The 26,589-nt window shown below is 69.1% G+C and carries 24 protein-coding genes and 2 tRNA genes; 15 read left to right on the forward strand and 11 right to left on the reverse strand.

Annotated elements, in window-relative coordinates:
* The first annotated feature begins 2 nt into the window (after positions 1 to 2).
* From EW117_RS16105 to EW117_RS16120, 4 genes are all read left to right on the forward strand, one after another.
* Positions 3 to 1,214, forward strand: coding sequence for a tyrosine-type recombinase/integrase (locus EW117_RS16105; protein ID WP_165362721.1), 1,212 nt, complete (start codon positions 3 to 5; stop codon positions 1,212 to 1,214).
* A gap of 96 nt (positions 1,215 to 1,310) precedes the next feature.
* Positions 1,311 to 1,868 carry a hypothetical protein gene (locus EW117_RS16110; protein ID WP_129787736.1) on the forward strand — a complete coding sequence of 186 codons (558 nt, stop codon included), beginning with the start codon at positions 1,311 to 1,313 and terminating at the stop codon, positions 1,866 to 1,868.
* Positions 1,869 to 2,112: 244 nt separating this feature from the next.
* Positions 2,113 to 2,904: a hypothetical protein gene (locus tag EW117_RS16115; RefSeq protein WP_129787737.1), complete on the forward strand. Its 792-nt coding sequence runs from the start codon at positions 2,113 to 2,115 to the stop codon at positions 2,902 to 2,904.
* A gap of 167 nt (positions 2,905 to 3,071) precedes the next feature.
* Complete coding sequence (locus EW117_RS16120) at positions 3,072 to 4,394, forward strand: ApeA N-terminal domain 1-containing protein (protein ID WP_129787738.1); 1,323 nt, start codon at positions 3,072 to 3,074, stop codon at positions 4,392 to 4,394.
* A gap of 229 nt (positions 4,395 to 4,623) precedes the next feature.
* Here EW117_RS16120 and EW117_RS16125 read toward each other — a convergent pair.
* A tRNA-Asn gene (locus EW117_RS16125) sits at positions 4,624 to 4,699 on the reverse strand.
* 225 nt (positions 4,700 to 4,924) lie between these two features.
* Here EW117_RS16125 and EW117_RS16130 point away from each other — a divergent pair.
* Positions 4,925 to 6,022, forward strand: a complete 1,098-nt coding sequence (locus tag EW117_RS16130; protein WP_165362722.1) for an N-acetylglucosamine kinase — start codon at positions 4,925 to 4,927, stop codon at positions 6,020 to 6,022.
* A gap of 149 nt (positions 6,023 to 6,171) precedes the next feature.
* Complete coding sequence (locus tag EW117_RS16135) at positions 6,172 to 6,546, forward strand: DUF2255 family protein (RefSeq protein ID WP_129787740.1); 375 nt, start codon at positions 6,172 to 6,174, stop codon at positions 6,544 to 6,546.
* A 21-nt stretch (positions 6,547 to 6,567) separates the two neighbouring features.
* Here the strand turns inward: EW117_RS16135 and EW117_RS16140 are convergent, their stop codons facing one another.
* A complete protein-coding gene (locus EW117_RS16140; protein WP_129787741.1) occupies positions 6,568 to 7,140 on the reverse strand; it encodes a hypothetical protein in 573 nt (190 codons plus the stop codon).
* 89 nt (positions 7,141 to 7,229) lie between these two features.
* On the opposite strand from EW117_RS16140, the gene EW117_RS16145 reads away from it, so the two are divergent.
* From EW117_RS16145 to EW117_RS16150, 3 genes are all read left to right on the forward strand, one after another.
* Positions 7,230 to 8,366 carry a M15 family metallopeptidase gene (locus EW117_RS16145; RefSeq protein ID WP_129787742.1) on the forward strand — a complete coding sequence of 379 codons (1,137 nt, stop codon included), beginning with the start codon at positions 7,230 to 7,232 and terminating at the stop codon, positions 8,364 to 8,366.
* A gap of 154 nt (positions 8,367 to 8,520) precedes the next feature.
* Positions 8,521 to 8,679, forward strand: coding sequence for a hypothetical protein (locus EW117_RS29465; protein WP_165362723.1), 159 nt, complete (start codon positions 8,521 to 8,523; stop codon positions 8,677 to 8,679).
* Positions 8,680 to 9,025: 346 nt separating this feature from the next.
* Complete coding sequence (locus EW117_RS16150; RefSeq protein WP_242504331.1) at positions 9,026 to 12,085, forward strand: pectate lyase family protein; 3,060 nt, start codon at positions 9,026 to 9,028, stop codon at positions 12,083 to 12,085.
* An 85-nt stretch (positions 12,086 to 12,170) separates the two neighbouring features.
* On the opposite strand, the gene EW117_RS16155 is transcribed toward EW117_RS16150, so the two are convergent.
* Positions 12,171 to 12,244, reverse strand: a tRNA-Ile gene (locus EW117_RS16155).
* A 177-nt stretch (positions 12,245 to 12,421) separates the two neighbouring features.
* Between EW117_RS16155 and EW117_RS16160 the strand changes: the two genes are divergently transcribed.
* From EW117_RS16160 to EW117_RS16170, 3 genes are read left to right on the forward strand one after another with little or no spacing between them, the layout of a single operon-like run.
* Positions 12,422 to 12,823, forward strand: coding sequence for a potassium channel family protein (locus EW117_RS16160; protein WP_129787744.1), 402 nt, complete (start codon positions 12,422 to 12,424; stop codon positions 12,821 to 12,823).
* 60 nt (positions 12,824 to 12,883) lie between these two features.
* Positions 12,884 to 13,798 (forward strand): DUF5819 family protein, encoded by a 915-nt coding sequence (locus EW117_RS16165; protein ID WP_129787745.1) that lies wholly within the window; start codon positions 12,884 to 12,886, stop codon positions 13,796 to 13,798.
* Positions 13,795 to 14,718 (forward strand): HTTM domain-containing protein, encoded by a 924-nt coding sequence (locus EW117_RS16170; RefSeq protein ID WP_129787746.1) that lies wholly within the window; start codon positions 13,795 to 13,797, stop codon positions 14,716 to 14,718. The genes EW117_RS16165 and EW117_RS16170 overlap by 4 nt, the downstream gene beginning before the upstream one ends.
* A gap of 131 nt (positions 14,719 to 14,849) precedes the next feature.
* Here EW117_RS16170 and EW117_RS16175 read toward each other — a convergent pair whose 3' ends face one another.
* From EW117_RS16175 to EW117_RS16205, 7 genes are all read right to left on the reverse strand, one after another.
* On the reverse strand, positions 14,850 to 15,347 hold the full coding sequence (locus EW117_RS16175; protein WP_108493757.1) for a DUF3145 domain-containing protein: 498 nt from the start codon (positions 15,345 to 15,347) through the stop codon (positions 14,850 to 14,852).
* 277 nt (positions 15,348 to 15,624) lie between these two features.
* Positions 15,625 to 16,110, reverse strand: a complete 486-nt coding sequence (gene def, locus EW117_RS16180; protein ID WP_129787747.1) for a peptide deformylase — start codon at positions 16,108 to 16,110, stop codon at positions 15,625 to 15,627.
* Between the two features lie 148 nt (positions 16,111 to 16,258).
* On the reverse strand, positions 16,259 to 17,503 hold the full coding sequence (fabF, locus tag EW117_RS16185; RefSeq protein WP_129787748.1) for a beta-ketoacyl-ACP synthase II: 1,245 nt from the start codon (positions 17,501 to 17,503) through the stop codon (positions 16,259 to 16,261).
* 130 nt (positions 17,504 to 17,633) lie between these two features.
* Positions 17,634 to 17,885, reverse strand: coding sequence for an acyl carrier protein (locus tag EW117_RS16190; protein WP_129787749.1), 252 nt, complete (start codon positions 17,883 to 17,885; stop codon positions 17,634 to 17,636).
* Positions 17,886 to 18,011: 126 nt separating this feature from the next.
* Entirely contained in the window at positions 18,012 to 19,013 is a 1,002-nt protein-coding gene (locus EW117_RS16195) for a beta-ketoacyl-ACP synthase III (protein WP_129787750.1), read from the reverse strand.
* On the reverse strand, positions 19,010 to 19,996 hold the full coding sequence (locus tag EW117_RS16200; protein ID WP_129787751.1) for an ACP S-malonyltransferase: 987 nt from the start codon (positions 19,994 to 19,996) through the stop codon (positions 19,010 to 19,012). The genes EW117_RS16195 and EW117_RS16200 overlap by 4 nt, the downstream gene beginning before the upstream one ends.
* Before the next feature lie 119 nt (positions 19,997 to 20,115).
* Positions 20,116 to 21,465 (reverse strand): PucR family transcriptional regulator, encoded by a 1,350-nt coding sequence (locus EW117_RS16205; protein ID WP_129787752.1) that lies wholly within the window; start codon positions 21,463 to 21,465, stop codon positions 20,116 to 20,118.
* 99 nt (positions 21,466 to 21,564) lie between these two features.
* Between EW117_RS16205 and EW117_RS16210 the strand changes: the two genes are divergently transcribed.
* Positions 21,565 to 22,254 carry a PD-(D/E)XK nuclease family protein gene (locus EW117_RS16210; RefSeq protein WP_165362724.1) on the forward strand — a complete coding sequence of 230 codons (690 nt, stop codon included), beginning with the start codon at positions 21,565 to 21,567 and terminating at the stop codon, positions 22,252 to 22,254.
* A 164-nt stretch (positions 22,255 to 22,418) separates the two neighbouring features.
* On the opposite strand, the gene aceE is transcribed toward EW117_RS16210, so the two are convergent.
* On the reverse strand, positions 22,419 to 25,166 hold the full coding sequence (aceE, locus tag EW117_RS16215) for a pyruvate dehydrogenase (acetyl-transferring), homodimeric type (protein ID WP_129787753.1): 2,748 nt from the start codon (positions 25,164 to 25,166) through the stop codon (positions 22,419 to 22,421).
* A 438-nt stretch (positions 25,167 to 25,604) separates the two neighbouring features.
* Here aceE and EW117_RS16220 point away from each other — a divergent pair, with 438 nt between their 5' ends.
* Both EW117_RS16220 and EW117_RS16225 read left to right on the forward strand, forming a co-directional pair.
* On the forward strand, positions 25,605 to 26,012 hold the full coding sequence (locus EW117_RS16220; protein WP_129787754.1) for a DUF3052 domain-containing protein: 408 nt from the start codon (positions 25,605 to 25,607) through the stop codon (positions 26,010 to 26,012).
* A 23-nt stretch (positions 26,013 to 26,035) separates the two neighbouring features.
* The gene (locus EW117_RS16225) at positions 26,036 to 26,527 is read left to right on the forward strand and encodes a peroxiredoxin (protein WP_165362725.1); all 492 of its coding nucleotides are present in this window, start codon (positions 26,036 to 26,038) and stop codon (positions 26,525 to 26,527) included.
* Positions 26,528 to 26,589 lie beyond the last annotated feature (62 nt).

Consider the following 26,589-nt stretch of genomic DNA (forward strand, 5'->3'; position numbering starts at 1 on the left):
CAATGCCTGTGGGAACCCACGGCAAGATCACCGTCACTCCCTACCTCGACGGGGTTCGGCTCGTCGGAGAGGGCAAGACCTGGCACACCCCCGAGGGTGACCAGGTCCCCATGAAGAAGATCACGTGGATCGCACGATGCCGCTTCCGCGACAACGATGGCCGTACTCGCCCGGTTGAGGCATGGAGCAGCACACGTACCGGAGCGGAGCAGAATCTCCAGGACGCGCTGACAACCCGGAAGCGTGCCTCGTCGGACAAGATCACGGCAGGGACGCGCCTGGAGGTGCTGGCGGACTACTGGCTGCGGACGAAGATCGACCCGAGCAAGCTCGCCGTGAACACCAAGCAGCGGTACCGGTACGCCACCGAGCAGTACGTCATTCCCGGACTCGGTGGCCTGCTGCTGCGCGAGTGCACGGTGTCGCGCCTGGAGGCGTGGGTGACAAGAGAGGTGGAGGTGGAGGAGCGTCCGGCTAGCGCTAGGCTCGCCCTGAGCTGCCTCAAGGGCATGCTGGATGTCGCGGTGCGCGAGGACGCTCTGACAGCGAACCCCGCACGGTCGGTCACGCCCGTGCCGGCCACCGCCGACGCCGAGGTGAAGGCCCTGGCTGTCGCCGAGGTGGTCAAGCTCCGCGCCGCGCTGGCGACTGACAAGAAGGCCAAGTCTCAGGACCTCGGGGACCTGGTCGACATCTTGCTCGCCACGGGCTGCCGCATTGGTGAAGCGCTCGCACTGCGGTGGAGCGAGGTCGACTTGGACGAGCACGTCGTGTACCTCACCGGGACCGTAGTCCGCGAGAAGGGTGTGCGCCTGTTCCGGCAGGACACGACCAAGGGCAAGAAGCCGCGCGGGCACCTGGTGCCTGCGTTCGCCGTGACGATGCTCGAAAGGCGCTCCGCCGAGGTGGAGCCCGGCGAGCTGGACCTGGTGTTTCCCTCGTGGCGCAGCGGGCTGCGGGAGGTGACGACCGTGGACAAGCAGTGGCGGGAGTTTCGTGAGCGGCACCCGGAGTGGACCTGGATCACCCCGAAGACGTTCCGCAAGTCGGTCGGCACGGCCGTCGAGCGCGGCGCCGACATCGAGGCAGCGGCCGCGCAGCTCGGACACTCGCGCTCGGCGGTGACGGCGAAGCACTACGTCGAGGTGGCCGCCATCGGTCCCGATCACCGGGAGATCCTGGAGCGATTCGGGGGGATAGCGGCGCCGGCGTAGTACGACCCGGCTTCAGCAAGGCCCGAAGCCCTAGGCTTCGGGCCTTGCCTGTGTCTGTAGTCGCTCGTTCCGATGCTCCTATGGGACGCTCACGGCATGGAATGGGCGACTGTGCTGCTCTCTGGTGTAGTAGCGGGCGCGGTATCCGCGCTCGTGTCATGGTTCGGAGGGCTGCACCGCGATAGGAGGGATGCGGCTCGTCGGCGTGACGAGGCGCGGCTCGAACGCCTCACCGATGCGGTCGTTGACTTCTTGACGGCTGACCAGCAGAGATTCGAAAACACCCGGTCTGCTATCGACGCGCTGCAGCACATGGAGGAATCCTTCGGTGCCAAGGACCAGGACGAGGCTGCTGTGCGGGAGTGGGCCGCTGAGGTGTTGGCTAAGTTTCAGCCACACCGCGACGCCGCCGCGAACGCGATGCAACGCATTGGCCTGTACGCGCCCACTCTCTATGACCTGGCTGATCGTGCGTACCAAATCGTCGATGTCGATTCGACGTCAGCCCCTGAGGTGAGGGCGAGGAGTGAGAAGGCGTACCGCGCTGCGGCGGACAGGCTGGCGGCGGCCGCTCGAACGGAGCTTGGCATCGTTGCGGAAGCCCGTTCCGAGCGGTTTCAGCGAGGCGGACCCGCCGCGCGGCTCGGCGCCTAGGTTCGTCGCCTTCGACAGGGAAGTCCTGCGGCCACGGTCGCCGGGACCTTTGTCTTTAAAACTCCGCGAGCATCGACCAGCCACATGGCGCCGGTAGTTGTCTACGCCATGCACCTATATGACTCGGCCTGTACCACTCTCTCCGAAGCCGAATCTTCACCCCCGCAGCACAAGGCATTCCGTCTAGAGTAGGGATCGCTCCGACGCCCCGCCCCTGCTACCCATGTTGACATGAGGATGAGACTTGAACTGGAACGAAATTGCCATTTCGTGGATGGAAGTATCCGCTCAAGTCCTTCCACCAGGACTTCGGTTTATAGAAGCAATGACCGGGTATCTAGCTTGGCCCATCACGATAATAATTCTTGCATTGCTCCTCCGAAGCCGGATATTGGAATTACTCGGCCGCTTGACGGGGGTGGAAGGCCCGGGATTTAAGATCTGGATCGCAGAAGAGGCCTCCTCTGCAAGGGGGGACAGTGAGGACCGGCTTCGAGAGCAGGTCGCGGAGCGCTTTGAGAAGCCGGCAGATCCGACTCGCGAGGAGCATGGAAAGGAGCGAGCGCGGACACGGCCAGAACAATCCAAGCCCACAAATGGAAATGACTCAGAAGAGCGCGAAAAAATACCGCTCACAGCGTACCGAGCCTTCTTTAAGGCACACGCGCTTCGCGCGACCCAGGCGCGACATTTGGCCATCAGGCCCGATGCGGAGAGCCTCAACGTCGCGCGAGCAACGATACTCGAATGCTTCACATTGATCGAGTCCGCATTTCGCGACTTTAATGCACTGGTTGACAATGCATCTGACACCCCCACTAACATTTATGCGCTGCTTAGTAGAGTCGCAACTCAAGGAATAATATCCACCGAGATCGCAGGGACGATTCTCTCCCTGATCAAAATTCGGTCGGCCGTTGTCTACAGCAACGAATCCGTGAGCACGCAAGCTGCCAGAGACTATGCAACCTCCGTCGCCAACATCTTGACCGCTCTGGACGGCCCGTTCGACCGTGCTCTCCGCCGCTACTTGTGAGGAGTTTCGTTACTGACTTCAAGGCGCGCCTGCGGCGCGCTGGGTCGTGCGGCCGGCTGGGCGCGGCGTCCGTCGCTCAGAGTCAAGTTCACCCAGTGGCCGAGCCTCGCGAACGCCGTGGGCCCGGTACTTTGCTGATATCCAGTCGGCGGCAAGGGAGTTCTCGGATGACGGACCGGAACCTTCTTGAGCCGGGAGCTTCCCGTCTCGGCAACCTGTACGACGAGGACCCCGACACGCCGCAACCGCGCGCGCTGCTGGAGCACGCCGATGATGCTCCGCGCCTATCCGTGTTCTGGGACGAGCACGGGGCCTCTGTGGAGAAATGGTTCTCTGGGCACGTGCGGTGGGGCGACGATCCGGACCGTACGAAGTTCCGCTATGACGTACCGAAATATCTGCACTTTCGCGATCACTACGGAGACGTAGCCCTGGTGGGCTGCCGAAGCGGCCGGAGTGATAGCGAGCTTGTTTCCGGGATGGGCCGCGGATACATTCACCCCACGTACACGGTCCTCGATCGGATGAAGGCCGCGGACTACGAGAGGCCCTATGGCCTCCGTTCGACCATGTCGGGTCTTCGTGACTGGGTTGGCGTGCAGTCGATCCATCAGGGTCAGACTGTCAAGGCTGACGGCCTAATCTCTGCTGTCTCATACGCGCTCGAATCCCCACCAGATATTCCCGTCACCGACGTTGAAGGCTTGGTGTTGGTGCCGTCCTGGGGCGTGCGCTTTGAAGAGCCAGACACAACGCTGCTGGATGAGCGCATGTACATACAGACATGGTTCTCGGAGCAGCGCACGTGGGACGACCACCTTGTTCTGCACCGAGCCGTAAGGGACCTGATCTCATTATCTCGATGGCGAGCTGAGCAGATTACGGGCCTTCTGGCGCGCGCAGACGCGAATACCGCAGAACGTGCCGAGGACAGACCTTGGTCACCGACATTGGCGCCAGGGGTCATTCGTCCAGCGCCAGAGTCGACACGATGGCAGCACCTCATCAGTTACGACGACGTCGGCGTGGGTGGGATCGCAGCATGGCTTCGCCTTCGTGATGCGTACCACAGGGCCATCGATCCTGTGATGTCCAGCCTGTACTTGGATACTCCGGTCGAGTCTCGTGTCTCTCAAGTTGGTATTGGCCTGGAGGCTCTGGGCTACTTGCTGGCGATCGACCGTGAGGGCAAGTCGAAACGCGTCGCCAAGGACATGACCTACACCGATCGGTTTACGCTCGTCGCCGGGCCACTAGACGAAGTCCTCCCGTTCGACACTGCGACCTGGGCTGAAGAGTTCGCCAACGCGTATAACGCCGTGAAACATGTTAACCGAGACCTGCCAGATGTCATCGACATGCTTAACCTGTGGCGCGAATCGACCCTCGTGTTCCGTGTGTGGGCTGCGGCCGAACTGGGAGTTGACATGAAGGTTCTTGCGCAGCGGGTGGAAGCCGATCACCAGATCCACCCGTTCGTGCGGCAGTAGGAGGCGCAACATGCGCCGGCGCGGTGTGATGAGTGCTTGTGACGTGCTACGTGGCAGCGTCGAGCTGGTCGTCAGGGTCGAGCCCATCCCCGTGGATCTCACCCGCTTGCTGGTCCGGTGGGCACCGGCGGCGCGCCTGGCCCACGTGCCTAATCCGCTGAGTTTCCGCTGGGTCGGCACCATGTAACGAAACCAGCAAGGCCCGGAATCGTTGAGATTCCGGACCTCATGGCTCCCGCGGTTGGACTTGAACCAACGACCGTCCGATTAACAGTCGGATGCTCTGCCAGCTGAGCTACGCGGGATCGCGTGCGCCCGTCCCGTGCACCAGGAGGGCGACCGGTGAAAACTCTAACAGGTTCCGGCGGGTAGTCCTGTCGTGTTTTCCGAGGCCTCTGTCACAGGGTCGGGAGACCCTCGGCGTCGGCCGGCGGACCCCGTCCCGTCGACATGCCGACCAACACGCCGAGTGGACGCGAGATCGAGGACATTTCACGCCAATCGACGCGGTGTTGTGCCACCATCTTCGGGTGCGGGGAGCAGCAGACACGCAGAGCGTGACCGGCCCTGAGGGCAGCTGGGTAGTAGGCCTGGACCTCGGTGGAACCGGTTCGCGCGCCGCTGCGAGCCCTGGGCCCGGTCTGGCGCACATCCGGGTAGAAGGTCCGCCGCTCCACGTCGTGGACGGGCGGTCCGATGCGCCCGACGTCATCCGTGGGCTCTGCCAGGACCTGATGGTCGAGCTCGACGCCGCGCGAGCCATCGAGCGATCAACCGCGGGCGCGCCTCAGATCAAGGCCGCCGCCGTCGGCCTCCGCGGGATGATGGCCATGGACCGGGCCGGCCGCCTGGACCCGTACTCGCTCCACGACGTTCTTGCCCACAGCCTGGGAACCGAGCGGACCGCCGTCTCCACCGACGCCGTGACGGCGCACCTGGGCGCCCTCGGCGGGCGTGGCGGCGCCGTGCTCGTGGTGGGCACCGGTGCGGTCGCCGTCGCCGTCGACGAGTACGCCCGCTGGTACCTCGCGGACGGGCTGGGATTCCTGGTCGGGGACCAGGGCAGCGGCGGATGGATCGGCCGCGAGGGGCTCACGGCCGCGAACAAGGCTCGTGACGGACGCGAGGACGGCGCCTCGCACGTCCTGCTGCGGGCCGCCGAGCGGCACTTCGGGCGGCAACGGCACGGAGTCAGCCTCGACAGTCGTCCGGACGCGCTCAGCCTGCTGGCCGGGTTCGCCAGGGAAGTGCTGGCGGCCGCGAAGGCCGGCGATCCCGCGAGCGTCGCGATCCGGGCGACGGCCGCGGCAGGGCTGGCGGACACCTTGCGCGCAGTGCTCGGCCACCCCGGGGTCGAGGCCCGCGTCGCGACGACGGGCAAGCTGATGGCCAACGTCCCCGAGCTGCGAGCCCTGGTCATGTCTCACGTGACCGAGGCTCGCCCCGACGTCGAGATCCTTCCCGCCGTGGGAGAGCCCCTGGACGGCGCTCTCGTGCTGGCCCGGAGGCTGCTCGAGACGCCCCAGGGCGTGCCGTCGAACCGGCCGTTCCTGTCGGTCCGGATGGGGACGCCGGCTCCCGGTCAGGTCCCGCTCGAGAGCGGGACGGCGTCGATCGTGCCCGCGTAGTCCGTCGAGGAACGCGGAGCTCGTGCTGGGTGGCCCTGACAGGGACTCTCACGTGCCGTCCGGGCGTTGCATCGTGGAGTGGCCCACCAGGCCACAGGTCAGCGCGAGATGCGCCACACATGGCGCCCCCGGGAGGAGCAGAAGCAGACATGAGCACCTGGACCGAGCAGGAGCTACAGCAGGTGGCCGGCACCGACGAGCTGCAGCTCTCGTCGTACCGGCCCGACGGCACGCTGCGTCCGTACGTCACGATCTGGACCGCCCGGCTGGGCGACGACGTCTATGTCCGTTCGGCGTACGGCCCGGACAACGGGTGGTTCCGACGTGCCAAGGTCTCGGGAACGGGCCGGGTCCGGGTGGGCGGCGTCGAACGGGACGTCCGGTTCGAGGTTCCCGACGACGGCGTCCACGCGCCGCTCGACGACGCCTACCGCGCCAAGTACGGACGGTACGAACGCATCGTCAGTACCGTGATCGGTCCGGCGCTCGTGGCGGCCACGCTGCGCGTGGTCCCGCTGGACTGAAGCCAGGACGGATCGCAGGGGTCAGGCGGGCAGCCCCGCAGCGCTGCGCACCCGGGCCTCCGCGGCGTCGATCGCGCCGGCCACGGCCGGGTCGGCGAGGTCGACGTCGTGCCCGCCGATCACCTGGGAGAACAGCTCGCCGTCCGCTCGGCGTCGGACGGCCACGCGGGCGGAACGCCCGCCCGGCAGCTTGACGGGCTCCGCCAGGACGACCGACCACTGCACGCGCTCGCGCAGCACCTGCGGCAGCACGGAGCGCCGGCCGTCGAGCGTCAGCGGCGTCGGCTCGTCGCCGTCGACCCAGTGCACCCGGATGACGTTCGAGTCCCTGTCGTAGGTCGCCCGGTCGACGTCGGCCCACTCGCGGTGCACGACGACGGACGGTGCGCCCCGCGACTCGGCGTCGTCGCCCTGGCCGGCCGGCGCCCCGGGCGCGGAGATCATCAGCAGCTCGGCGCGGGTGGCGAACGCCCATGCCTCGCCGGACGACGTGACCAACGGTGCCTGCGCGAGCACCGAGTCGGTGCGGTGCGAGCGCACGGTACGGCGGACCGCCTTCTGCGGGCGGTGCCCGAACCATGATCGGAACCCCATGGCCCCACCGTAGTGCCACGAGCGCGGCACCATAGTTCACCCACTGAGCGGTCGGTGACGGGGTCTCATTTGGCGTAGGTTCTGGCATCGTGACCTTGACGAACGCCACGCCCGCCGCCGACCCCACTGGCGCGACGGCTGGCAGTACGGCGAGGGAGCGGCGCGAGGCGAAGAGCCGCCGTCGGCGCAACGTCCGGGCGATGATCGTCACGACGCTCGTGGTCGTCCTGGTGCTGGCGGGCGGTGGCCTCGCCTGGTACGCCATGTCCGAGGCGGACGAGCTCGCCGCGCAGAATGCCGCGGCCAGGCAGCTGTTGTCAGCCTCTGACGGCAAGGTGGCCGAGGAGACGACCCGCGTCAGCCTCTCCGCGGAGATCGCCGACGTCGACTCCTTCCTGGCCGAGCCCGTTCTCAACCGGATCACCACGGGGACCGCGGACGCGAGCGAATCCCTCGGGGCGGCGACGGGTGCGGTCCAGGCCTCGATGGTCGAGTTCGCCCGCGACGAGGTGACCACGGCCCGCAAGAGTCTCGAGACCGCCGAGTCCCGCGCCAGGAAGGTCTACGAGGCGACCGAGGGCAAGGGGGTCGACGACGTCGTCCGGGCGCCCCTGCAGGAGGCCCTGACCACGGCGGCCGCCGTCGACGACGCCGCGAACCACAGTCTCGCCGGCACCGACCTCGCGGCGCTGGAGCAGGCCGCGTTGGACCTGAGCACCAACCGATCGGTGGTCAGCCTGGCGACCGAGACGGTGTCCGACGCGCAGGACGCGATCACCTGCCCCGCGCCCGACCAGACGTGGGACCCGGACAGCGGCAAGATACCGAGCTCGGCGCTGTCCCCGATCCCGTGGGCTCCCACGCACTTCGTGCGGACCGACGTGCTCGACGGCCTGATCGAGCTCGATGCCGCCTACCGCAAGGCGTTCGGCGAGCACCTGACGATCAACTCGTCGTACCGCTCGTACGAGTCGCAGGCATCCATCTACGACCCGTCCTCGCCGATCGCCGCGCCACCCGGCTGCTCGAACCACGGCATGGGACTCGCTGTCGACATCGGCGGCGGCGTGGAGACGTTCGACACCGAGCAGTACAACTGGCTCAAGGCGCACGCCCAGGACTACGGCTGGGTCCACCCGGCCTTCGCGGAGCCGAACGGGCGTGTTCCGGAGCCGTGGCACTGGGAGTCGGTGCTCGCCCGCGCGGGTCTCGTGAATGGGGCCTGAGCTCGGAGAACTTGCTCGGGCTCGTGACGTCGTCGGCCGGTGTTCTGACCTGGTTCGCGCGGAAAGACCGTTCCGAGGTGCGAGTGGGCGCGGGTGGAGAGATCGTCGAATCAGCGCGGCGCGACCGCGCGCCGCGACGAGGAAGGAGATCAACGTGCCAACGTGGCTCATTCTCATCCTGGTCGGTGTGGCTCTCGTCATCCTGGGAGTCGCGACCGAGATCGGCCAGTTCCTCATCTGGATCGGCGTAGCCGTCCTCGTGCTCAGCCTGATCCTCGGTCTGGTGGGTCGTGGCAGAGGAGCCGGCGTATGACCGACGTCTTCGTTCGGGTCGGCCGCGGCTGACCCCACCAACGGGCAACTGAAGGCTTGGCCCGGCGATCGGGCCCGAGACTCTCGCGAGTCTCGGGCCCGATCTTTTTTGGGCTTCGCGAACCCATCGGCCGTAGGGGTTGCCATCTGAGAAACCGGTTACTAGGATCCCGGAAACCGGTTACCCATGGATGTGCATCTCATCCGATGCCTCGCCCCAACGTCGGGGCGGACACGCGTGGTGATGCCCATATCGCGCGAACGAACCACAGCAATGTCCCGCATTCAACGACGAACGTGAGGCAACGACGATGAGACGACCAAGAGCCGTACAGATCCTCTCGGCGGTGGCTGCGCTGACACTCGCAGTCACGATCGGGGTGACCGCCCAGTCCGTCCCGGACGCGGCGGCAGCGACCGGCCCGGCCACGGGCTTCGCCACCCAGAACGGCGGCACCACAGGAGGTGCCGGCGGGCAGACGGTGCGGGCCAGCACCGGGACCGCGATCCACACGGCACTGTGCAATCGCGCCACCAAGACCACCCCGATCATCATCGAGGTCACGGGCACCATCAACCACGGCAACACGAGCCAGGTGTCGGGCCCGGGCTGCAGCACCGCGGCGAGCGTGATCGAGCTCAAGCAGATCAGCAACGTGACACTCGTCGGCGTCGGGAGCGGTGCGGTCTTCGACCAGATCGGCATCCACATCCGCGAGTCCAGCAACATCATCATCCAGAACGTCACCGTGCAGAACGTGAAGAAGTCGGGCTCGCCCATCTCCAACGGCGGTGACGCCATCGGCATGGAGAGCGGCGTCCGCAACATCTGGGTCGACCACGTCAACCTGCTGGCGTCGGGCGGCGAGTCCGAGGGCTATGACGGCCTCTTCGACATGAAGAACGACACCAAGTACGTGACGCTGTCCTACAGCACCCTGCGGAACTCCGAGCGCGGCGGCCTCATCGGGTCCAGCGAGAGCGACCTCTCCAACGGCTTCGTCACGTTCCACCACAACCTGTACCAGAACCTCAACTCCCGCACGCCTCTGCTGCGCGGCGGCATCGCGCACATGTACAACAACCACTACGTGGGCCTCGTCGAGTCCGGCATCAACTCGCGGGCCGGGGCCAAGGCGAAGGTGGACAACAACTACTTCGAGGACTCCAAGGACGTGCTCGGCACGTTCTACACCGACCAGGCCGGCTACTGGCAGGTCAGCGGTAACACCTTCGACAACGTGACGTGGTCCGCCCGCAGCGGCGATCACAACCCGGCCGGCCCGAACCCGACGTCGAACACCTCGGTCAGCATCCCGTACTCGTACCCGATGGACGCGGGCAGCTGTGTGCCGGCCGTCGTCAGCCAGACGGCGGGGGCGAACAAGGGCAACCGGGTCTCGGACGGCAGCTGCACGCCCACCGACCCGACCGACCCGCCCACGGACCCCACTGACCCGCCGACCGACCCGACTGACCCGACCGACCCGCCGACCGGCACCAACCTGAGCCTCGGCGCGGGCGCGGACGGCTCCAGCAAGGCCAGCGGCACGAGCTACGGCAGTGTGCTGGACGGCAACCTGAGCACCTACTGGTCACCGGCTGGCTCGACGGGACGCGTCTCGGTGAAGTGGGGATCCGCCAAGACGGTGTCGTCGATCAACATCCGTGAGGCGTCGGGCGCCGTCGGCAACATCGGTTCGTGGCGGGTCGTCAACAACGACAACGGCGCAGTGCTGGCAACGGGCAGCGGCGCCAAGGCCATCAGCTTTCCCGCGACCTCGCTGAGCAAGATCAACTTCGAGATCACCAGCTCCAGTGGCACGCCCCGCGTGGCCGAGTTCGAGACCTACGCCGGGTCGTCGTCCGCCGCCGCGACCACGGAGGCAGCCGCGACCACGGAGGCGCTGGCCGCCGCGGCGGTGGAGCGGTTCGAGGCCGAGTCGTCGGCGGCGACGTGCGACGGCACCATCGACTCCAACCACTCGGGCTACTCCGGCAGCGGGTTCTGCAACAGCAGCAACGCATCCGGCGCGGCACTGCAGTTCAGCGTCGGCGGTGCGACCGCCGGCACCGCGACCCTCGCGGTCAGGTTCGCCAACGGCGGCACCTCGGCCCGCACCGCGGACCTGATCGTCAACGGCTCGAGGGTCCAGTCGGTCTCGTTCGAGGCCACGGGCGCGTGGAACAGCTGGTCCACCAAGTCCCTGACGGCCACCCTGACGGCGGGCACCAACACGGTTCGGCTCGTCGCGACCAACTCGGGGGGTCTGCCGAACATCGACTACCTCGAAGCACCGACCGGCGGGACGACCGAGCCGCCCACCGGGGACGCGCTGTACGTGGCACCGGGCGGCACCGACAGCGCCGCGGGCACCGAGGCGAACCCGACGACCCTCACGTCGGCGATCAGCCGGATCAGCGCCGGCGGCACGATCTACCTGCGCGGCGGCACGTACAACTACTCGCAGACGATCAGCATCGCGCCGGGCAAGAACGGCCTCTCCGGCAACCGGACCGAGCTGTTCGCCTACCCCGGCGAGCGGCCGGTGCTGAACTTCTCCGCCCAGAGCGAGAACTCGGCCAACCGCGGCCTTGCCATCGGCGGCGACTGGTGGCACCTGCGCGGCATCGTCGTCGAGCGCGCCGGCGACAACGGGATCCTCCTCGGCGGGGACAACAACATCATCGAGCGCGTGGTGACCCGGTACAACCGGGACTCCGGGCTCCAGCTCTCCCGGTACACCGCCGGGGCGCCCAGCAGCGAGTGGCCCTCGAACAACCTCGTCGTGTCGTCGGAGTCGCACGACAACGCCGACTCCGACGGCGAGGACGCCGACGGGTTCGCGCCCAAGCTCACGGTGGGCCCGGGGAACGTCTTCCGGTACACGGTGTCGCACAACAACATCGACGACGGCTGGGACCTGTACACCAAGTCCGACACCGGCCCGATCGGGGCCGTCACCATCGAGGACTCGCTCTCCTACGAGAACGGGACCCTGTCCAACGGGGGCCAGGCCGGCAACGGCGACCGCAACGGCTACAAGCTCGGCGGCGAGGACATCGGGGTGAACCACACGGTCGTGCGGAGCATCGCCTTCGACAACGGCAAGCACGGGTTCGGGTACAACCGGAACCTCGGCTCGATGACGATCTCGAACAACCTGAGCATCGGCAGCACGGAGCGCAACTTCAACTTCGACGGCGGCTCCTCGACCTTCCGCAACAACACCTCGTGCAACAGCGGGTCGAACGACCGGATCATCGGTAACGACGCCGGCGGCAACCAGTGGTGGTCCGGCTCCAACGGCTCCCGGTGCGCGCAGTACTCGGGTGCGCTGAACTGGTCCTTCGCGTCCGACGGCCGCCTGGCGGTGACCATCGGCGGCAACGCCGTGAACCTCTGACGGCCCGTCTTCCACGAACACGACGACGGCCCGGATCCACGCCTCGTGGATCCGGGCCGTCGCGACGCCGTGGGCGTCATTTCGGTGCCCCGTCTCGGACTTGAACCGAGGACCAAGAGATTATGAGTCTCCTGCTCTGACCAGCTGAGCTAACGGGGCCCGCGGCACGAAGCCGCGGGAGGATCTTACTGCTTTGAGCAGGGAACGCGGGCATCCGGACGCGGTCGTGGGCACCGGACGGCGACCGGGTCAAGGGCCGGCGCGTCCGGGTCGTCGTCACGCGTGTGGAGGGCCACAGTGGGGTCCAGGCTCGGGAGGTGACCGACGTGCAGGCAGATGATCTACGGCCGAGCGGGATCAGCGCCCGCCGACGGCGGACGACCATCACGCTCGGCCTCGTGCGCGCGGTCGCGACCGCCGCGCTCCTGGAGGTGCTCCATCCGAGCGGTCCAGGCCCTGGCGACGCTCGTCCCGTTCTTCCTGCTCCTGTTCGCCTCGGCCTACTTCATGCTCAGCTTCCAGGCGCCGACGACGTTCAGCGAGCCGCTGACCCGGTCCGACGCGCTCTACTTCACCATCACCACGTTCGCCACCGTCGGCTTCGGGGACGTCGTGCCTCGGTCGGAGGCGGTCAGGCTGCTCGTCTCCGGCCAGATCCTGCTGGACCTCGTCATCCTCGGCCTGGGGATCCGCGTGATCATCGGCGCGGTCAAGAAGAGCCGGACGAGCGCGGCCTGACCGCCGTCCCGGAACGGGACGGGCTGGATCGGGACGGGTGGCTCTGGCACCCTGTGCGCGGTGAGCAGCGCACAGGGCGACGTCGGCACGCGCCCCGTCCCGGCCGAACGGGAGGGGGAGTGGCTCCCCGACGGCGCCCCGGTGATCTCCCGGCGGGTCCGGGGCCTCGTGATCGCGGTCTGGGTGCTCCTGCTCGCGCACTTCGCTGCGACGTTCCTGTGGGCGGCGCCGGGCTACCTCACCGGCCTGCCTGACGGCGAGGTGCCCGCCGGCAAAGCGCCCGACACCGGTGTGCACCGCGCGCTGGAGGTCTACATGACCCCGGTCTTCGCCCAGAACTGGTCGCTTTTCGCGCCCTCGCCCCTGCACGTCGACTACGCCCTGCGGGTGCGTGGCGTGTACGCCGACGGGCCCGACGGCGACCTGGCGCCCGGCCCCTGGATCGACACGACGGCGGTCGAGGTCGGTGCGCTGACCGGGCACCTGCTCCCGGCGGCGACAGAACGGCCGTCCCGCCGTCTGGCAGCGGATGTCCGCACCGCCTACCTGGCGCTGCCGGAGGGCGCCCGGGACGTCGTCCTGCAATCGCCCGCGAGTACGCGGGGCACGATCCCAGCTCCCGTCCCCTGGCCCGGCCTGCGCACCGCGCTGCTCGACGCCGGCGCGGCGCCCGGCGTCGTCGACGACTACCTGGCCGAGGACCGGGCCCTGGCCGCCTACGCGACCCAGGTCCTGCGTGCCTCTGCCTCCGGGACGGAGGCGGGCCGCGCCTCGGTGCGGCACCCCGTGTACGTGCAGGCCAACGTCGTGCGCAGCGCCGTCACGCCGTACGGCGCGGCCGAGCGGCCCGAGCCGACGGAGTTCACGCTCGGGGTACGCCCGCCCGTCCGCCTGCCCGGCCAGGGCGACGGCGCGTTCGGCGTCACGTGGGAAGCGCTGCGGACCGACGTCGCGCCCGACGGACGTGCCCCGTGAACCGGGTGCTGGAGTCCGGCGTGCGCTGGATGACCCTGTCCGCGCACGCGACGTACGGCGTCGCGCTGATGCGGATCGTGTTCGGCCTGGGCATCGGCGGGTATGTCGCGGTGAACTTCCCGGCGCGCCACGCCCTGTGGGGCGCCGGCGCTCGCTGGACGACGCCGCTCGGCGGGCACACACTCACCAGCGACCTGGCGCTCACGGTGGGCTGCGTCGCCCTCGTCCTGGTGGCCGCGCTGGTCGTGGTGGGCTGGCGGGCCCGGTGGACGGTGCCGCTGCTCCTGCTCGGCTGGGCGGGCCTGACCGCGATCAACCCGCTGATCGGCGACCAGGGGCAGAACATCGCGCGGATCCTGCTGGTCTACCTCTGCTTCGCGGACACGTCGGCCCGCTGGTCGCTCGATGCCCGACGGCGGGCGGGCGACGCCGGACGCCGGGGGAGTGCGGCCGTCGTGGCGCCGTCGGGCCGGCCAGGGCGGGGCCAGGTGCGCAACCTCGTCCACAACGCGGCGGTGCTCGCGGTGGGCGCGCAGATCTGCCTGGCCTACGTGCTGTCGGGGCTGTTCAAGCTGCTGGGCGACGAGTGGCGCGACGGGTCGGCCGTGTACTACCCGTTGTCGCTGCCGCAGTTTCGGCCGTGGCCCGTGCTGGCCGACCTGGTGGCGGGCAGCGAATGGCTGGTGCCCGCGGTGAGCTGGGGGACGCTCGCGCTGCAGCTCGCCTTCCCCCTCCTGCTGCTGCAGCGGCACCTGCGGACGGCGGGCATCACCGGTGCGCTCGTCATGCACGCGGGCATCGCCGTCGTCATGGGACTGCCGTTCTTCTCACTGTTCATGATGGCGGGAGACTGCGTGTTCCTCCGCGACGCGACGATCACCCGCCGCACACCCCGCCGAGGTAGAACTGTGGCGAGGTAGAACTGTGGCGAGGTAGAACTGTGGCGAGGTAGAACCGCAGCGGAGCTGGAGTTCTACCTCGCCAGGGTTCTACCTCGCCGCACCCCTACCTCGCCAGGGTTCTATCTCGGCGGGGCGGGACGAGACCGGGGTCAGCCGACCTGGTGGAGCCAGCGGACCGGGGCACCGAGGCCGGCGTACCGGAACGGCTCGAGCTCGTCGTCCCAGGCGGCGCCCAGGGCGAGGTCGAGCGCGTCCCGCATGGCGCGCGGGTCGGCGAGCTCCAGGGCTGCACGCACACGGTCCTCCTGGACGACCACGTTGCCGTGCACGTCCGTCATGGCGTGGAAGATGCCGAGGTCGGGGGTGTGCGACCACCGGGCGCCGTCGGCCCCGTTGCTCGCGTCCTCGGTGACCTCGTACCGCAGGTGGGACCACCCGCGCAGGGCGGACGCCAGCTTGGCGCCCGTGCCCTGGGGACCCTGCCACGAGTACTCGGCACGGTACAGACCGCGCCCGGCGGGCTGCGCGGTCCAGTCCATGGAAACGCGCACGCCAAGGACGTTCCCCGCGGCCCACTCGATGTGGGGGCACAGGGCACGAGGCGCGGAATGCACAAAAAGCACACCCCGCGTGATGACACCGGCCATGTCTTCCTCCCTGGGTCGAGGTACGTCTTCCCCTACGTCCTCACCAGGGCGGTGACGCTGTGGTCGGCTGCACAGCGGTGCTTCGGACCACATCCTGCCCGATTCGTCGACGAGATGCGAGGCGAAACGGCGCGCAGGCGTCGAAAGAATCACCACGTACGACGAGTTCGTGCGGCACATTCTTGCCTAGAACGCCGTCCCACCACCAGTGCTCGTCAGGACTTTCCTGCGATTGATCCCACAGGTCAGCGGTGTACGAAACGCGTCGGTCCGGCGCTCACAGGCGCGCGCGAAGCTCCCGCATCGCGGCGCGTCGCGTCTCCTTCTGGAGGCGATCCAGGTAGACCATGCCGTCGAGGTGATCGCACTCGTGCTGCAGGCAGCGGGCCATGATGCCAGTGCCCTCCACGGTGATCGGCGCGCCGTCGAGGTCGATGCCCTCGACCCGCGCGTAGTTCGCGCGCACGGTCGGGTACCAGAGGCCGGGCACGGACAGGCAGCCCTCGCCGCCGTCCTGCAGCTCCTCGCCCAGCTCGACGATGCGCGGGTTGAGCACATAGCCGATGTCGCCCTCGATGTTCCACGAGAAGGCCCGCAGAGAGACGCCGATCTGGTTCGCGGCCAGCCCGGCGCGGCCCTCGTCGTCCACCGTCTCGACCAGGTCCGCGACCAGGCTGCGGACGCGGTCGTCGATAGTCGTCACGGTGTCGCACGGGGTGCGCAATACTGGGTCGGGAACCACACGGATCTCACGCATTGCCATGCGGACATTCTCCCATGTCATAACGAGGGAACACGGATGCGAGGCTCCCGGCGGGTCTCGGCGGCTCGGCCGCCGGCAGAGCCCCAGACGCGTCAGACGCCCAGGTCACCCGAGTGACCTGAGCGTCTGACAGCTGCGAAGGCGTGGGTCAGGCGTTCTGGATGACCAGCGCTACGTTGTGGCCGCCGAAGCCGAACGAGTTGTTGATCGCGGCGATGTCGCCGGCCGGCAGCTTCACCGGCTCGTCGCGCACGAGCGGCACCTGCAGCTCCGGGTCCGGGTTGTCCACGTTGATGGTGGGCGGGGCGAGCCGCTCGTTGATCGCCTTGACCGCGAACAGCGACTCGATGGCGCCCGCGCCGCCCAGCAGGTGGCCGGTCATCGACTTGGTCGCCGAGAGCTGCACGTGGTCGGCGTCGGCCCCGAAGAGCTTCCGGATGGAGGCCGTCTCGGTGAGGTCGCCCACCTTGGTGGACGTGGCGTGCGCGTTGACGTGCACGATGTCGGCGGGCGTCACCCCGGCGTCCTGGATCGCGAAGCGCATGGCGGACACCTGGCCGGTGCCCTCAGGGTCCGGGGAGGTGATGTGGTACGCGTCGGACGACAGGCCGACGCCGGTGACCTTCGCGTAGACGCGGGCGCCACGGGCGGCGGCGTGCTCGGCGCTCTCCAGCACCAGGACCGCCGCGCCCTCGCCGAGGACGAAGCCGTCGCGGTCGACGTCGTACGGGCGTGAGGCCCGCTGCGGGTCGTCGTTGCGCAGGGAGAGCGTGCGGGACGCCGCGAACGCGCCGAGCGGCATGGGGTGGATGGCCGCCTCGGTGCCACCGGCGACGACGATGTCGGCCCGGCCGGAACGGATCATGTCCACCGCGTAGCCCACGGCCTCCGCGCCCGATGCGCACGCGGACACCTGGGCGTGCGTGCCGGCGCGGGCGCCGAACTCGAGGGACACGTACGCCGAGGGCGAGTTCGGCATGAGCATGGGGACGGTCATGGGCAGCATGCGGCGGGCGCCGCGCTCCCTGAGCGTGTCCCAGCCGTCCAGGATGGTCTGGATCCCGCCGATGCCCGACGACACCACGGCGCCGAGCCGCTCGCCGTCGACCTCGGGGCTGCCGGCGTCGGCCCAGGCCTCGCGCGCCGCGACCACCGCGTACTGGGCGGACGGGTCCATGCGCTTGGTCTCGGGACGGGAGAGGACCTCTGCCGGGTCCACCTTGATGGTGGCGGCGAAGGTCACGGGCAGGCCGTACTTCTCGGCCCAGTCGTTCTCGAGGGTGCGCGCCCCCGATGTGCCTGCGAGGGCGGCCTCCCACGTGGATGCCACGTCCCCGCCGAGGGGTGTGGTGGCGCCGAGGCCGGTAACGACGACTTCGCGTGCGGAGGTCATGATGATGCTCCCGAGGGTGGTGGGACGGGGGGCAGAGTGCGGATGGTGCTGCCTTGTGAGCAGCGAGTGCCCGACGGCGGCGCGGGCCCCTGCGGTCGAGCAGGGCCGCGCGGCCGCCGTCGGGGGCGGATCAGGCCGGCTGGGCGCCCTTGATGAAGCTCACCGCGTCGCCGACGGTCGCGAGGTTCTTGACCTCCTCGTCCGGGATACGAACCCCGAACTTGTCCTCGGCGTGCGTGACGATGGTCATCATCGACAGGGAGTCGATGTCGAGGTCGTCCGTGAAGGACTTCTCGAGCAGGATGTCGGCCTGGTCGAGGCCCGTCTCCTCTGCGACGATCTCGGCGAGGCCCTCGAGGATCTCCTGGTCCGTGTTGGCCATGGGACTTCCTTATCTTTCGTAACGGTCACCGGCGCCGTCGGGCACCGGAGTCTTGCTGGTCAGATCTTGGCGCATCCCGCGACCGGAATGCACGGCGGGTCATCCTGCGACGCCGTCGCCCGCCTGCTACGGCAGCACCACAACCTGTGCGGCGTAGACGAGTCCCGCGCCGAACCCGATCTGGAGGGCCAGGTCGCCGGACTTCGCCTGCCCTTCGGACAGGAGCCGCTCGGCGGCCAGCGGGATCGACGCCGCGGACGTGTTGCCGGTCTCGGCGATGTCGCGGGCGATCACCACCGTATCCGGCAGACCCAGCTGCTTCTTCATCTGGTCGATGATCCGCATGTTGGCCTGGTGCGGGATGAAGACCTGGATGTCCTCGGCGGTCACGCCTGCCTCGGCCATCGCCTTCTCCGCGACGGGCGCCATCTGGAAGCTCGCCCACTTGAACACGGTAGGCCCGTCCTGGCGCAGCGTGGGCCAGCCCAGCGAGGCGTCCTCGCGCAGCTCGGTCCAGGAGTGCGTCTGGCGGATCGCGGTGGCCTTGGCGCCGTCCGAGCCCCACACCGTGGGGCCGATGCCCGGGGTGTCCGACGGGCCGACGATCGCGGCGCCCGCGCCGTCGCCCAGCAGGAACGAGATGGAGCGGTCGGTCGGGTCGATGATCTCGCTGAGCTTCTCGGCGCCGATCACCAGCACGTGCGTGGCGAGGCCCGCCCGGACGAGGGCATCCGCCTGGCCGATGCCGTACGCGTAGCCTGCGCAGGCCGCCGAGACGTCGTAGGCGGCGGCCGGCGTCGCGCCGATGCGCTCGGCCAGGATCGCGGCACCCGACGGCGTCATGTGCATGTGCGTGATCGTCGAGAGGATGACCGTGTCGATGTCGGCGCCCGTCAGGCCCGCGGCGTCGAGCGCCTTGTGCGCGGCGGCCTCGGCCAGGTCGAGCACGTCCTTGTCCGCGCCGGCCCGGCGGCGCGTGACGATGCCGGTGCGCTGGCGGATCCACTCGTCCGACGAGTCGATCGGCCCCGCGATGTCGTCGTTGGTCACGACGAGCTCGCCGCGCTCCGCGCCGATCGCGAGGATCCGCGAGAACTGCGTGGGCTGGGCCTGCTGCAGGTTGGTCACTGGTCTGCTCCGGTCGCGCTCGTGCCGCTGGAAAGGACGGTGCTGTGTGCCGCGATGAGCTCGCGGGCCGCGTCGAGGTCGGCGGGCGACTTCACCGCGACCGTCTCGACGCCCTTGAGCCCGCGCTTGGCGAGGCCCGTCAGGACGCCGCCGGGGGCGAGCTCGAGCAGGCCCGTCACGCCGCGCTCGGCGAGGCCGGTCATGATCAGGTCCCAGCGCACCGGTGCCGTGACCTGGCCCGCGATGTTGCGCAGCACGTCGGCCCCGGTGCCGTGGCCGTGGGCGCCACCGGTGTAGGCGGTCCCGTCGAGGTCCGCCAGGAAGGGGAGCATCGGGTCGGCGGCGTCCCAGCCGAGGGCAACGGGCTCGAACTCGGCCCGGGCCGCGTCCATGAACGGGGTGTGGAAGGCACCGGCGACCTGCAGCGGGATCACGCGGGCGCGGGTCGGCGGGTTCTCGGCCAGCTTGGCGAGGTCCTCCAGTGCACCGGCCGCGACAGTTTGGCCGGCACCGTTGACGTTCGCGGGCCACAGGCCCGCCGCCTCGATCGCGGCGAGCACCTCGTCCGGGTCGCCACCCACCACGGCGCTCATGCCCGACGGCGCTGCCGCGGCCGCCGTGGCCATCGCTCGGGCGCGGCGCGCGACCAGGCCGGCCGCGCCGTCGTCCGACAGGGCGCCTGCCACCGCTGCCGCCGACAGCTCACCGACCGAGTGACCTGCGGTGATGTCGACGACGTCGGCGGCGGCGCGCCCGTCCAGGAGCGCGCGGAGCGCGAGCAGCGATGTGGTGACGATCAGGGGCTGGGCCACCGCGGTGTCGCGGATGGTGTCGGCGTCCGAGGTGGTGCCGTGCGCCACCAGGTCCAGGTTCGAGGCCTCGGATGCTGCAGCGAGGCGTTGTTCGGTACCGGGCAGCTCGAGCCAGTCGCTGAGCATCCCGGGGGTCTGAGAGCCCTGTCCAGGGCAGACGACGGCGAGCACGCGTCCACTCTGCCAACCCGGAGAGCACAACTGACGTCGCGACCCGTACCAACCTCATCAGGGGGCCTTGTGGGGAACCTACAAGGCGCTGACCTCGGCTAAGAGTTAGGGCGGATGCCTCAGCCCCGGCCGAGCTGGCCCAGCGCCAGCGCCACCTGCAGCACGAACGACTCGCGGGCGTCGAGCGGGTCCCACCCGGTGATCTCCGAGACCTTGCGGAGCCGGTAGCGCACCGTGTTGGGGTGAACGTACAGATGTCGCGCCGCTGCCTCCAGGGATCGGCCGGTCCCCAGGTAGGCCGAAAGGGTCTCCAGCACGGCGCCGCCGGCGTCCTGCAGCGGGGTGAAAGCCTGGGCGATCAGGGTGGCGCGCGCCGTGTAGTCGCCGGTCAGCACGCGTTCCGGCAGGAGGTCGTCGGCCATGACCGGGCGCGGCGCCTGCGGCCATGCGGGGGCCGCAGTGAGGCCGGCGAGCGCCGAGCGGGCGGACCGGGCGGCGTCGGTCAGGCTGGGCACCTGGGTGCCGATCACCACCGGGCCGGTGCCGAACCGGCTCAGCAGCGACGTGGCGGCGGCGACGAGGTCGCCCTCGCCGCCGAGCACGAGCACGAGCCGGTCGCCGTGGATCCCGACGAGGGCGTCGCCCGCGGCTCGCCGGGCGACCCGGCGGATCTCGGCCGTGCGGATCTCGTCGAGCCCCTCGGTGGCGAGGCCCACGACGACCAGCGCGTTGCCGCGGCCGCTCCAGCCGAGCGCCGAGATGCGAGACCGGAGGGAGTCGTCGCCGTCGCCGCGCACCAGCGCGTCGACCACCAGCGCCTCGAGGCGGGCGTCCCAGGCGCCGCGCCACTCGGCGGCGCGGGCGTAGACCTCGGCCGCGGAGAACGCGACCTCGCGGGAGTAGCGCAGAACGGCCTCGCGCAGGTCCCGCTCGCCGCCCGGGGCGGCGATCCGGTCGGAGTGCGTCTCGACGACGTCGACCACCACGCGCACGAGCTGCAGGGTGTGCTGCAGCGAGATGGACCGGGTCAGCTCGGTCGGCGCCGCGGCGAAGATCTCGCTGACGCCGTGCGGCGGCCGGTCCGGGTCGGTGAACCAGGAGGTGAAGGCGTTGATGCCGGCCTGGGCGACGAGGCCGACGTACGAGCGGTCCTCGGCCGGCAGGTCGCGGTACCAGGTGAGGTCCTCGTCGAGCCGGCGCATCGCGGCAGCGGTGAGGAGGCCGCTCGCCTCCCGGACTCGCTGGAGGTTCATCGGGAAGCCCGCGGGGTCGGTGCCGGACTCGCGGGCCTGGTCAGTGGCGGTTTCCGAGGCGGCATCGGGGGCAGCCTCCGGCGTCGGGCCGTCCTCGCCGGTGCCGTGGCCGGCGGCCTGACCGGCGTCCTTGCTGTCGCCCCGGTCGGCTGCTGACCCGGCCTCCCGGTCGGTCTTGGGGGCGCTGGTTCGCGCGGCCCGTCGTGTTGCTGGCACTCCGGCAGCATACGAGCCCTAGTTGTGGGGAGTCCACAAACGGACTTTAGAGACAGCTCCGGCCCAGTGCGCCACTGCGGAAAACTGTAGGGTCGAGACATGGCCCTGATGCATCGGCTCCGCCGCCTCATCCGTCGGCCCCTGTCTGCGTCCACGGTCGGTACCCGCCGTCCGTCGCCGTCGGCGCCCCGACGAGGGGACGTGGTGCACGAGGACGCGCTGCGTGCGCAGCTGACCGACGATCCCAACAACGAGGAGGCGTTCGGCGCCCTGGCGGAGATCGTCCGCCGTCGGGCCGCCGAGGACCCGACGCTGGAGGATCCACTGCGAGACTCGGACGAGATCGCGGCCTCGAAGCAGCGCGACGCCGACCTCGCGGTCTGGGCCCTCGCCGAGGAACTGGCCGGGCACCCGCGGGGCTGGTACCCGCTGATCGAGCTGGGCCGGCTGTCGCTGGCCGACGACCCGGAGGGCGCCGTCCGCCGGCTGATCACCGCCGCCGAGCGTGACCCCGACGGGCGCGCGCTGGCCGAGGGCCTCGCGATCCTGCGCGACGCGGGCATGCCCGTGGAGGCCCTGGGGCTGGGTGTGGGGCACTGGCGGGTGCGGGAGCACTCGCCGGTCGTGGGCAAGCACCTCGTGCTGGCCGCGCTGGAGGCCGACCGGGTGCACGAGGCCAAGCAGCACCTGCGGTCCCTGGAGATGCACCCCGACACGAGGGCGGTCAAGCCGCTGCACGACGAGCTGGCAAAGGCGATAGCCGCAAGCGAACAGGCCACGCCGAAGTAGAACTGCAGCGAAGTAGAACCCTGGCGAGGTAGAACCCTGGCGAGGTAGAACTCTGGCGAGGTAGAACTGCAGCGCACTGATCGTCGGTGCGCTGCAGTTCTACTTCGCCCTGGTTCTACTTCGCCAGGGTTCTACCTCGCCAGGGTTCTACCTCGGGGGTGGGGTCAGCTGTCGCCGCCCGCGGTGCCGGAGGTGCCGGCGGTGACGTCGAGCAGGCGGTACTTCTCGATGGCCTTGCTGACGACGTCGGCCGAGACCTCACCGCGGCGGGCGAGGACCTGGAGCGTCTTGACCACCATCGACGGGCCGTCGATGAGGAAGTGACGCCGCGCGGCGGCCCGGGTGTCGGAGAAGCCGAAGCCGTCCGCGCCGAGCACCGCGTAGTCACCGGGGACCCATGCGCGGATCTGGTCGGGCACGAGGTGGTCGTAGTCGCTGGTGGCGACGAACGGCCCCTGGGAGCCCGACAGCTTCTCGGTGACGTACGGCGTACGCACCGGACCCGACGGGTCGACGAAGGAGTCCTGCTCGGCGGCCAGCGCGTCGCGACGCAGCTCGTTCCAGCTGGTCACGGACCACACATCGGCCGAGACGCCCCAGTCCTCCTTGAGGAGCTGCTGCGCCTCGAGCGCCCACGGCACCCCCACGCCGGAGGCGAGGAGCTGGGCCTTGGGGCCCTCGGCGTCCGACACCGAGATGCGGTGGATGCCGCGCTTGATGCCCTCGATGTCGACGTCCTCCGGCTCGGCCGGCTGGATCATCGGCTCGTTGTACACCGTGAGGTAGTACATGACGTCCTGGTCGCGGCCGTCGGAGCCGTCGCCGTACATGCGCTCGATGCCGTCCCGCACGATGTGCCGGATCTCGTATCCGTACGCCGGGTCGTACTGCACGATCGCGGTGTTGGTGCCGGCGATGAGCGGGCTGTGCCCGTCGGCGTGCTGCAGGCCCTCACCCGTGAGGGTGGTGCGGCCCGCGGTGGCGCCGATGATGAAGCCGCGCGTCATCTGGTCGCCGGCCGCCCAGAACTGGTCGCCCGTGCGCTGGAAGCCGAACATCGAGTAGAAGATGTAGACCGGGATCATCGGCTCGCCGTGCGTCGCGTACGACGTGCCCACCGACTGGAACGCGGCGGCGGAGCCGGCCTCGTTGATGCCGGTGTGCATGATCTGGCCCTGCTCGGACTCCTTGTAGCTCAGCATGAGCTCGCGGTCCACGGCGAGGTAGTTCTGGCCGAGCGTGTTGAAGATCTTTGCGCTCGGGAAGATCGAGTCGAGGCCGAAGGTACGGGCCTCGTCCGGGATGATCGGCACGATGCGGTTGCCGAAGTCCTTGGCCTTGAAAAGGTCCTTGAGCAGCCGCACGAACGACATGGTCGTGGCGACCTGCTGCGTGCCGGAGCCCTTCTTCAGCAGCTCGTAGGTCTTGTCCTCGGGCAGGGGCAGCGACTTCTTCGTGCCGCGGCGCTCCGGGACGAACCCGCCGAGCTGACGACGGCGCTCCTGCATGTACTGGATCTCCGGCGAGTCGGCGCCCGGGTGGTAGTACGGCGGCAGGTAGGGGTCGGCCTCGAGCTCGGCGTCCGAGATCGGGATGCGGAGCGAGTCGCGCAGTGTCTTGAGGTCGTCGCCCTTGAGCTTCTTCATCTGGTGCGTCGCGTTGCGGCCGGCGAAGCCGGAGCCCAGGCCGTAGCCCTTGACGGTGTGCGCCAGGATGATCGTCGGCTGGCCCGTGTGCGCCCGCGCCGCGGAGTACGCCGCGTAGAGCTTGCGGTAGTCGTGCCCGCCGCGCTTCATGTTCCAGATGTCCTCGTCGGTCATGTTCTCGACGAGGGCCTTGGTCCGCGGGTCGCGCCCGAAGAAGTGCTCGCGGATGAACGCGCCCGACTCGGCGCGGTAGGTCTGGTAGTCACCGTCGGGGGTGACGTTCATGAGGTTGACCAGCGCGCGGTCCTTGTCGGCGTTGAGCAGGGCGTCCCACTCGCGGCCCCAGACGACCTTGATGACGTTCCAGCCGGCGCCCTTGAACTGGGCCTCCAGCTCCTGGACGATCTTGCCGTTGCCGCGGACCGGCCCGTCGAGGCGCTGCAGGTTGCAGTTGACGACGAACGTCAGGTTGTCCAGCTGCTGCTGCGCGGCGTGCTGGATCATGCCGCGGCTCTCCGGCTCGTCCATCTCGCCGTCGCCGAGGAAGGCCCAGACGTCCTGCTGGCTGGTGTCCTTGATCCCGCGGTTGTGCAGGTACTTGTTGGTCCAGGCCTGGTAGATGGCCGACGCCGGGCCGAGGCCCATGCTGACGGTCGGGAACTCCCAGAAGTCCTGCATGAGGCGCGGGTGCGGGTAGGACGGCAGGCCGCCACCCGGGTGCGACTTCTCCTGGCGGAACCCGTCGAGCTGGTCCGCCGACAGGCGGCCCTCGAGGTATGCCCGGGCGTAGACGCCGGGGGAGGCGTGGCCCTGGAAGTAGATCTGGTCACCGCCGCCAGGGTGGTCCTTGCCGCGGAAGAAGTGGTTCAGCCCCACCTCGTACAGCGTCGCCACGGACGCGTACGAGGAGATGTGCCCGCCGACGCTGAGACCCTCGCGCTGGGCGCGGGTCACCATGACCGCCGCGTTCCAACGGATCCACGAGCGGTAACGACGCTCCATGGCCTCGTCACCCGGGAAGTACGGCTCCTCGTGCACACCGATGGTGTTCACGTAGGGCGTCGCCATCGACGCGGGGATGCTCACATTCCGTTCTCGCGCCCGCCGCAGCAGGTTGAGCATGACGTACCGGGCGCGGGGTCCGCCCTTGTCGTCGATCAGCCCGTCGAAGGACTCGACCCATTCCTCGGTCTCGGCCGGGTCGATGTCAGGTACGGCGCTGAGCAGACCGTTGATCAGCGGTCCGGTCTCGTCAAACGAAGCCACCAGCAACCTCTCTCGGTGTCGCGCGGCGCGGTCGCGGTTCGCGCTCCCCGCCGCCTCGTCAGAACCCGTCGCGTCGGCGGTAGCGTCACCACAGCTGGGGTTGCGGCTGTGCACGCCCACGCACAGGTGGTCCTATCCATTCTGTCCCCTCACAGCGTGCGCTCACACCATAGGGGGGTCAAGAGTGCGTGATCTGCGTTACGTCTGTGTGGATTCGCACCAGTATTGATACGCAGTATCGCAATGTTGAGACTGAGTGCATGACTCGTCCGTTGCCGAGGTCCCATCGATTCATAAAAGGACACCACGCGACCTGGTTGCGAGGCATGGCCGGGGTGCGTGCACTACCTTTGGCGACGGAGGGCCCGACGAAGGGCCGACAGAACAGGCATACGACCCGGCTGCAAGTGCCGGACAGAGAGAGGGACGATCAACCAAGTGAGCACGGACACCCAGGGCGCTGGGCGCCTCGGTTTCGAGGCCGGCCAGGTGGTGCAGGAGTTCGGCTGGGGCGACGACGTCGACGATGCACTCCGGGCCGACATCGAAAAGATCATCGGTAGCGAGCTGGAGGACGAGGACTTCGGCGACGTGACCGACGGCGTCATCCTCTGGTGGCGGGAGGACGACGGAGACCTCACCGACGCCCTGGTCGATGTGCAGACCGTCCTGGACGACGGCGGTCTCATCTGGATCTTCACGCCCAAGCCCGGCCGCGACGGCGAGGTGGGGCACAGCGACATCCAGGAGGCCGCCACGACGGCCGGCCTGCAGACCACCAGCACCTTCGCCATCGCGGAGGACTGGTCGGCGACCCGGCTCGCGTACCGGGGCCGCGGCAAGTGACGGCCTGACAACCTTGGGGAGTCATGACTGAGTCCGCTGCCGTGTCGAATGCTCCCGTGGTGTCGCTGGAGCCGGGTGACCCCGCGCCCGACTTCACGCTTCCTGACACGCACGGCACGCCGACCACGCTGTCGGACTTGCGTGGTGCACCGGTGCTCGTCGTCTTCGTGCCGTTCGCCTTCTCCGGCACGTGCACCCACGAGCTGTGCGAGCTGCGCGACAACATCGAGGACTTCGAGACCGCCGGCGTGCGGCTGCTCGTCATATCGACCGACGCGGTCTTCACGCTCAAGGCGTGGCAGGCGGCTGAGGGCTATCAGTTCGATCTGTTGTCCGACTTCTGGCCGCACGGCGAGGTCGCGCGCGACTACGGGGTGTTCGACGAGAACTCGGGGATCGCGCTGCGCGGTACGTTCCTGATCGACGCCGACGGGATCATCCGGTGGTGCGTCGTGAACCCGCGGGGGCAGGCGCGCAGCCTGGAGGAGTACCGGGTAGCGGTCGCGGAGATCTGATCTTCGGGTCGGATGTGGGGCCGGTCGGAAAAGTAGGGCCGGTTTGGCTGGCGGGCCAGGTA

This window comes from Promicromonospora panici (assembly GCF_900608595.1).
Lineage (GTDB): Bacteria > Actinomycetota > Actinomycetes > Actinomycetales > Cellulomonadaceae > Promicromonospora > Promicromonospora panici.

Excerpts from the sequence above, each read along its gene's own strand:
- EW117_RS16105 (WP_165362721.1), top strand. The coding sequence starts at position 3 with ATGCCTGTGGGAACCCACGGCAAGATCACCGTCACTCCCTACCTCGAC.
- EW117_RS16110 (WP_129787736.1), top strand. The coding sequence starts at position 1,311 with ATGGAATGGGCGACTGTGCTGCTCTCTGGTGTAGTAGCGGGCGCGGTA.
- EW117_RS16120 (WP_129787738.1), top strand. The coding sequence starts at position 3,072 with ATGACGGACCGGAACCTTCTTGAGCCGGGAGCTTCCCGTCTCGGCAAC.
- EW117_RS16135 (WP_129787740.1), top strand. The coding sequence starts at position 6,172 with ATGAGCACCTGGACCGAGCAGGAGCTACAGCAGGTGGCCGGCACCGAC.
- EW117_RS16140 (WP_129787741.1), bottom strand. The coding sequence starts at position 7,140 with ATGGGGTTCCGATCATGGTTCGGGCACCGCCCGCAGAAGGCGGTCCGC.
- EW117_RS16160 (WP_129787744.1), top strand. The coding sequence starts at position 12,422 with ATGATCTACGGCCGAGCGGGATCAGCGCCCGCCGACGGCGGACGACCA.
- EW117_RS16175 (WP_108493757.1), bottom strand. The coding sequence starts at position 15,347 with ATGGCCGGTGTCATCACGCGGGGTGTGCTTTTTGTGCATTCCGCGCCT.
- def (WP_129787747.1), bottom strand. The coding sequence starts at position 16,110 with ATGGCAATGCGTGAGATCCGTGTGGTTCCCGACCCAGTATTGCGCACC.
- fabF (WP_129787748.1), bottom strand. The coding sequence starts at position 17,503 with ATGACCTCCGCACGCGAAGTCGTCGTTACCGGCCTCGGCGCCACCACA.
- EW117_RS16190 (WP_129787749.1), bottom strand. The coding sequence starts at position 17,885 with ATGGCCAACACGGACCAGGAGATCCTCGAGGGCCTCGCCGAGATCGTC.
- EW117_RS16210 (WP_165362724.1), top strand. The coding sequence starts at position 21,565 with ATGGCCCTGATGCATCGGCTCCGCCGCCTCATCCGTCGGCCCCTGTCT.
- EW117_RS16225 (WP_165362725.1), top strand. The coding sequence starts at position 26,036 with ATGACTGAGTCCGCTGCCGTGTCGAATGCTCCCGTGGTGTCGCTGGAG.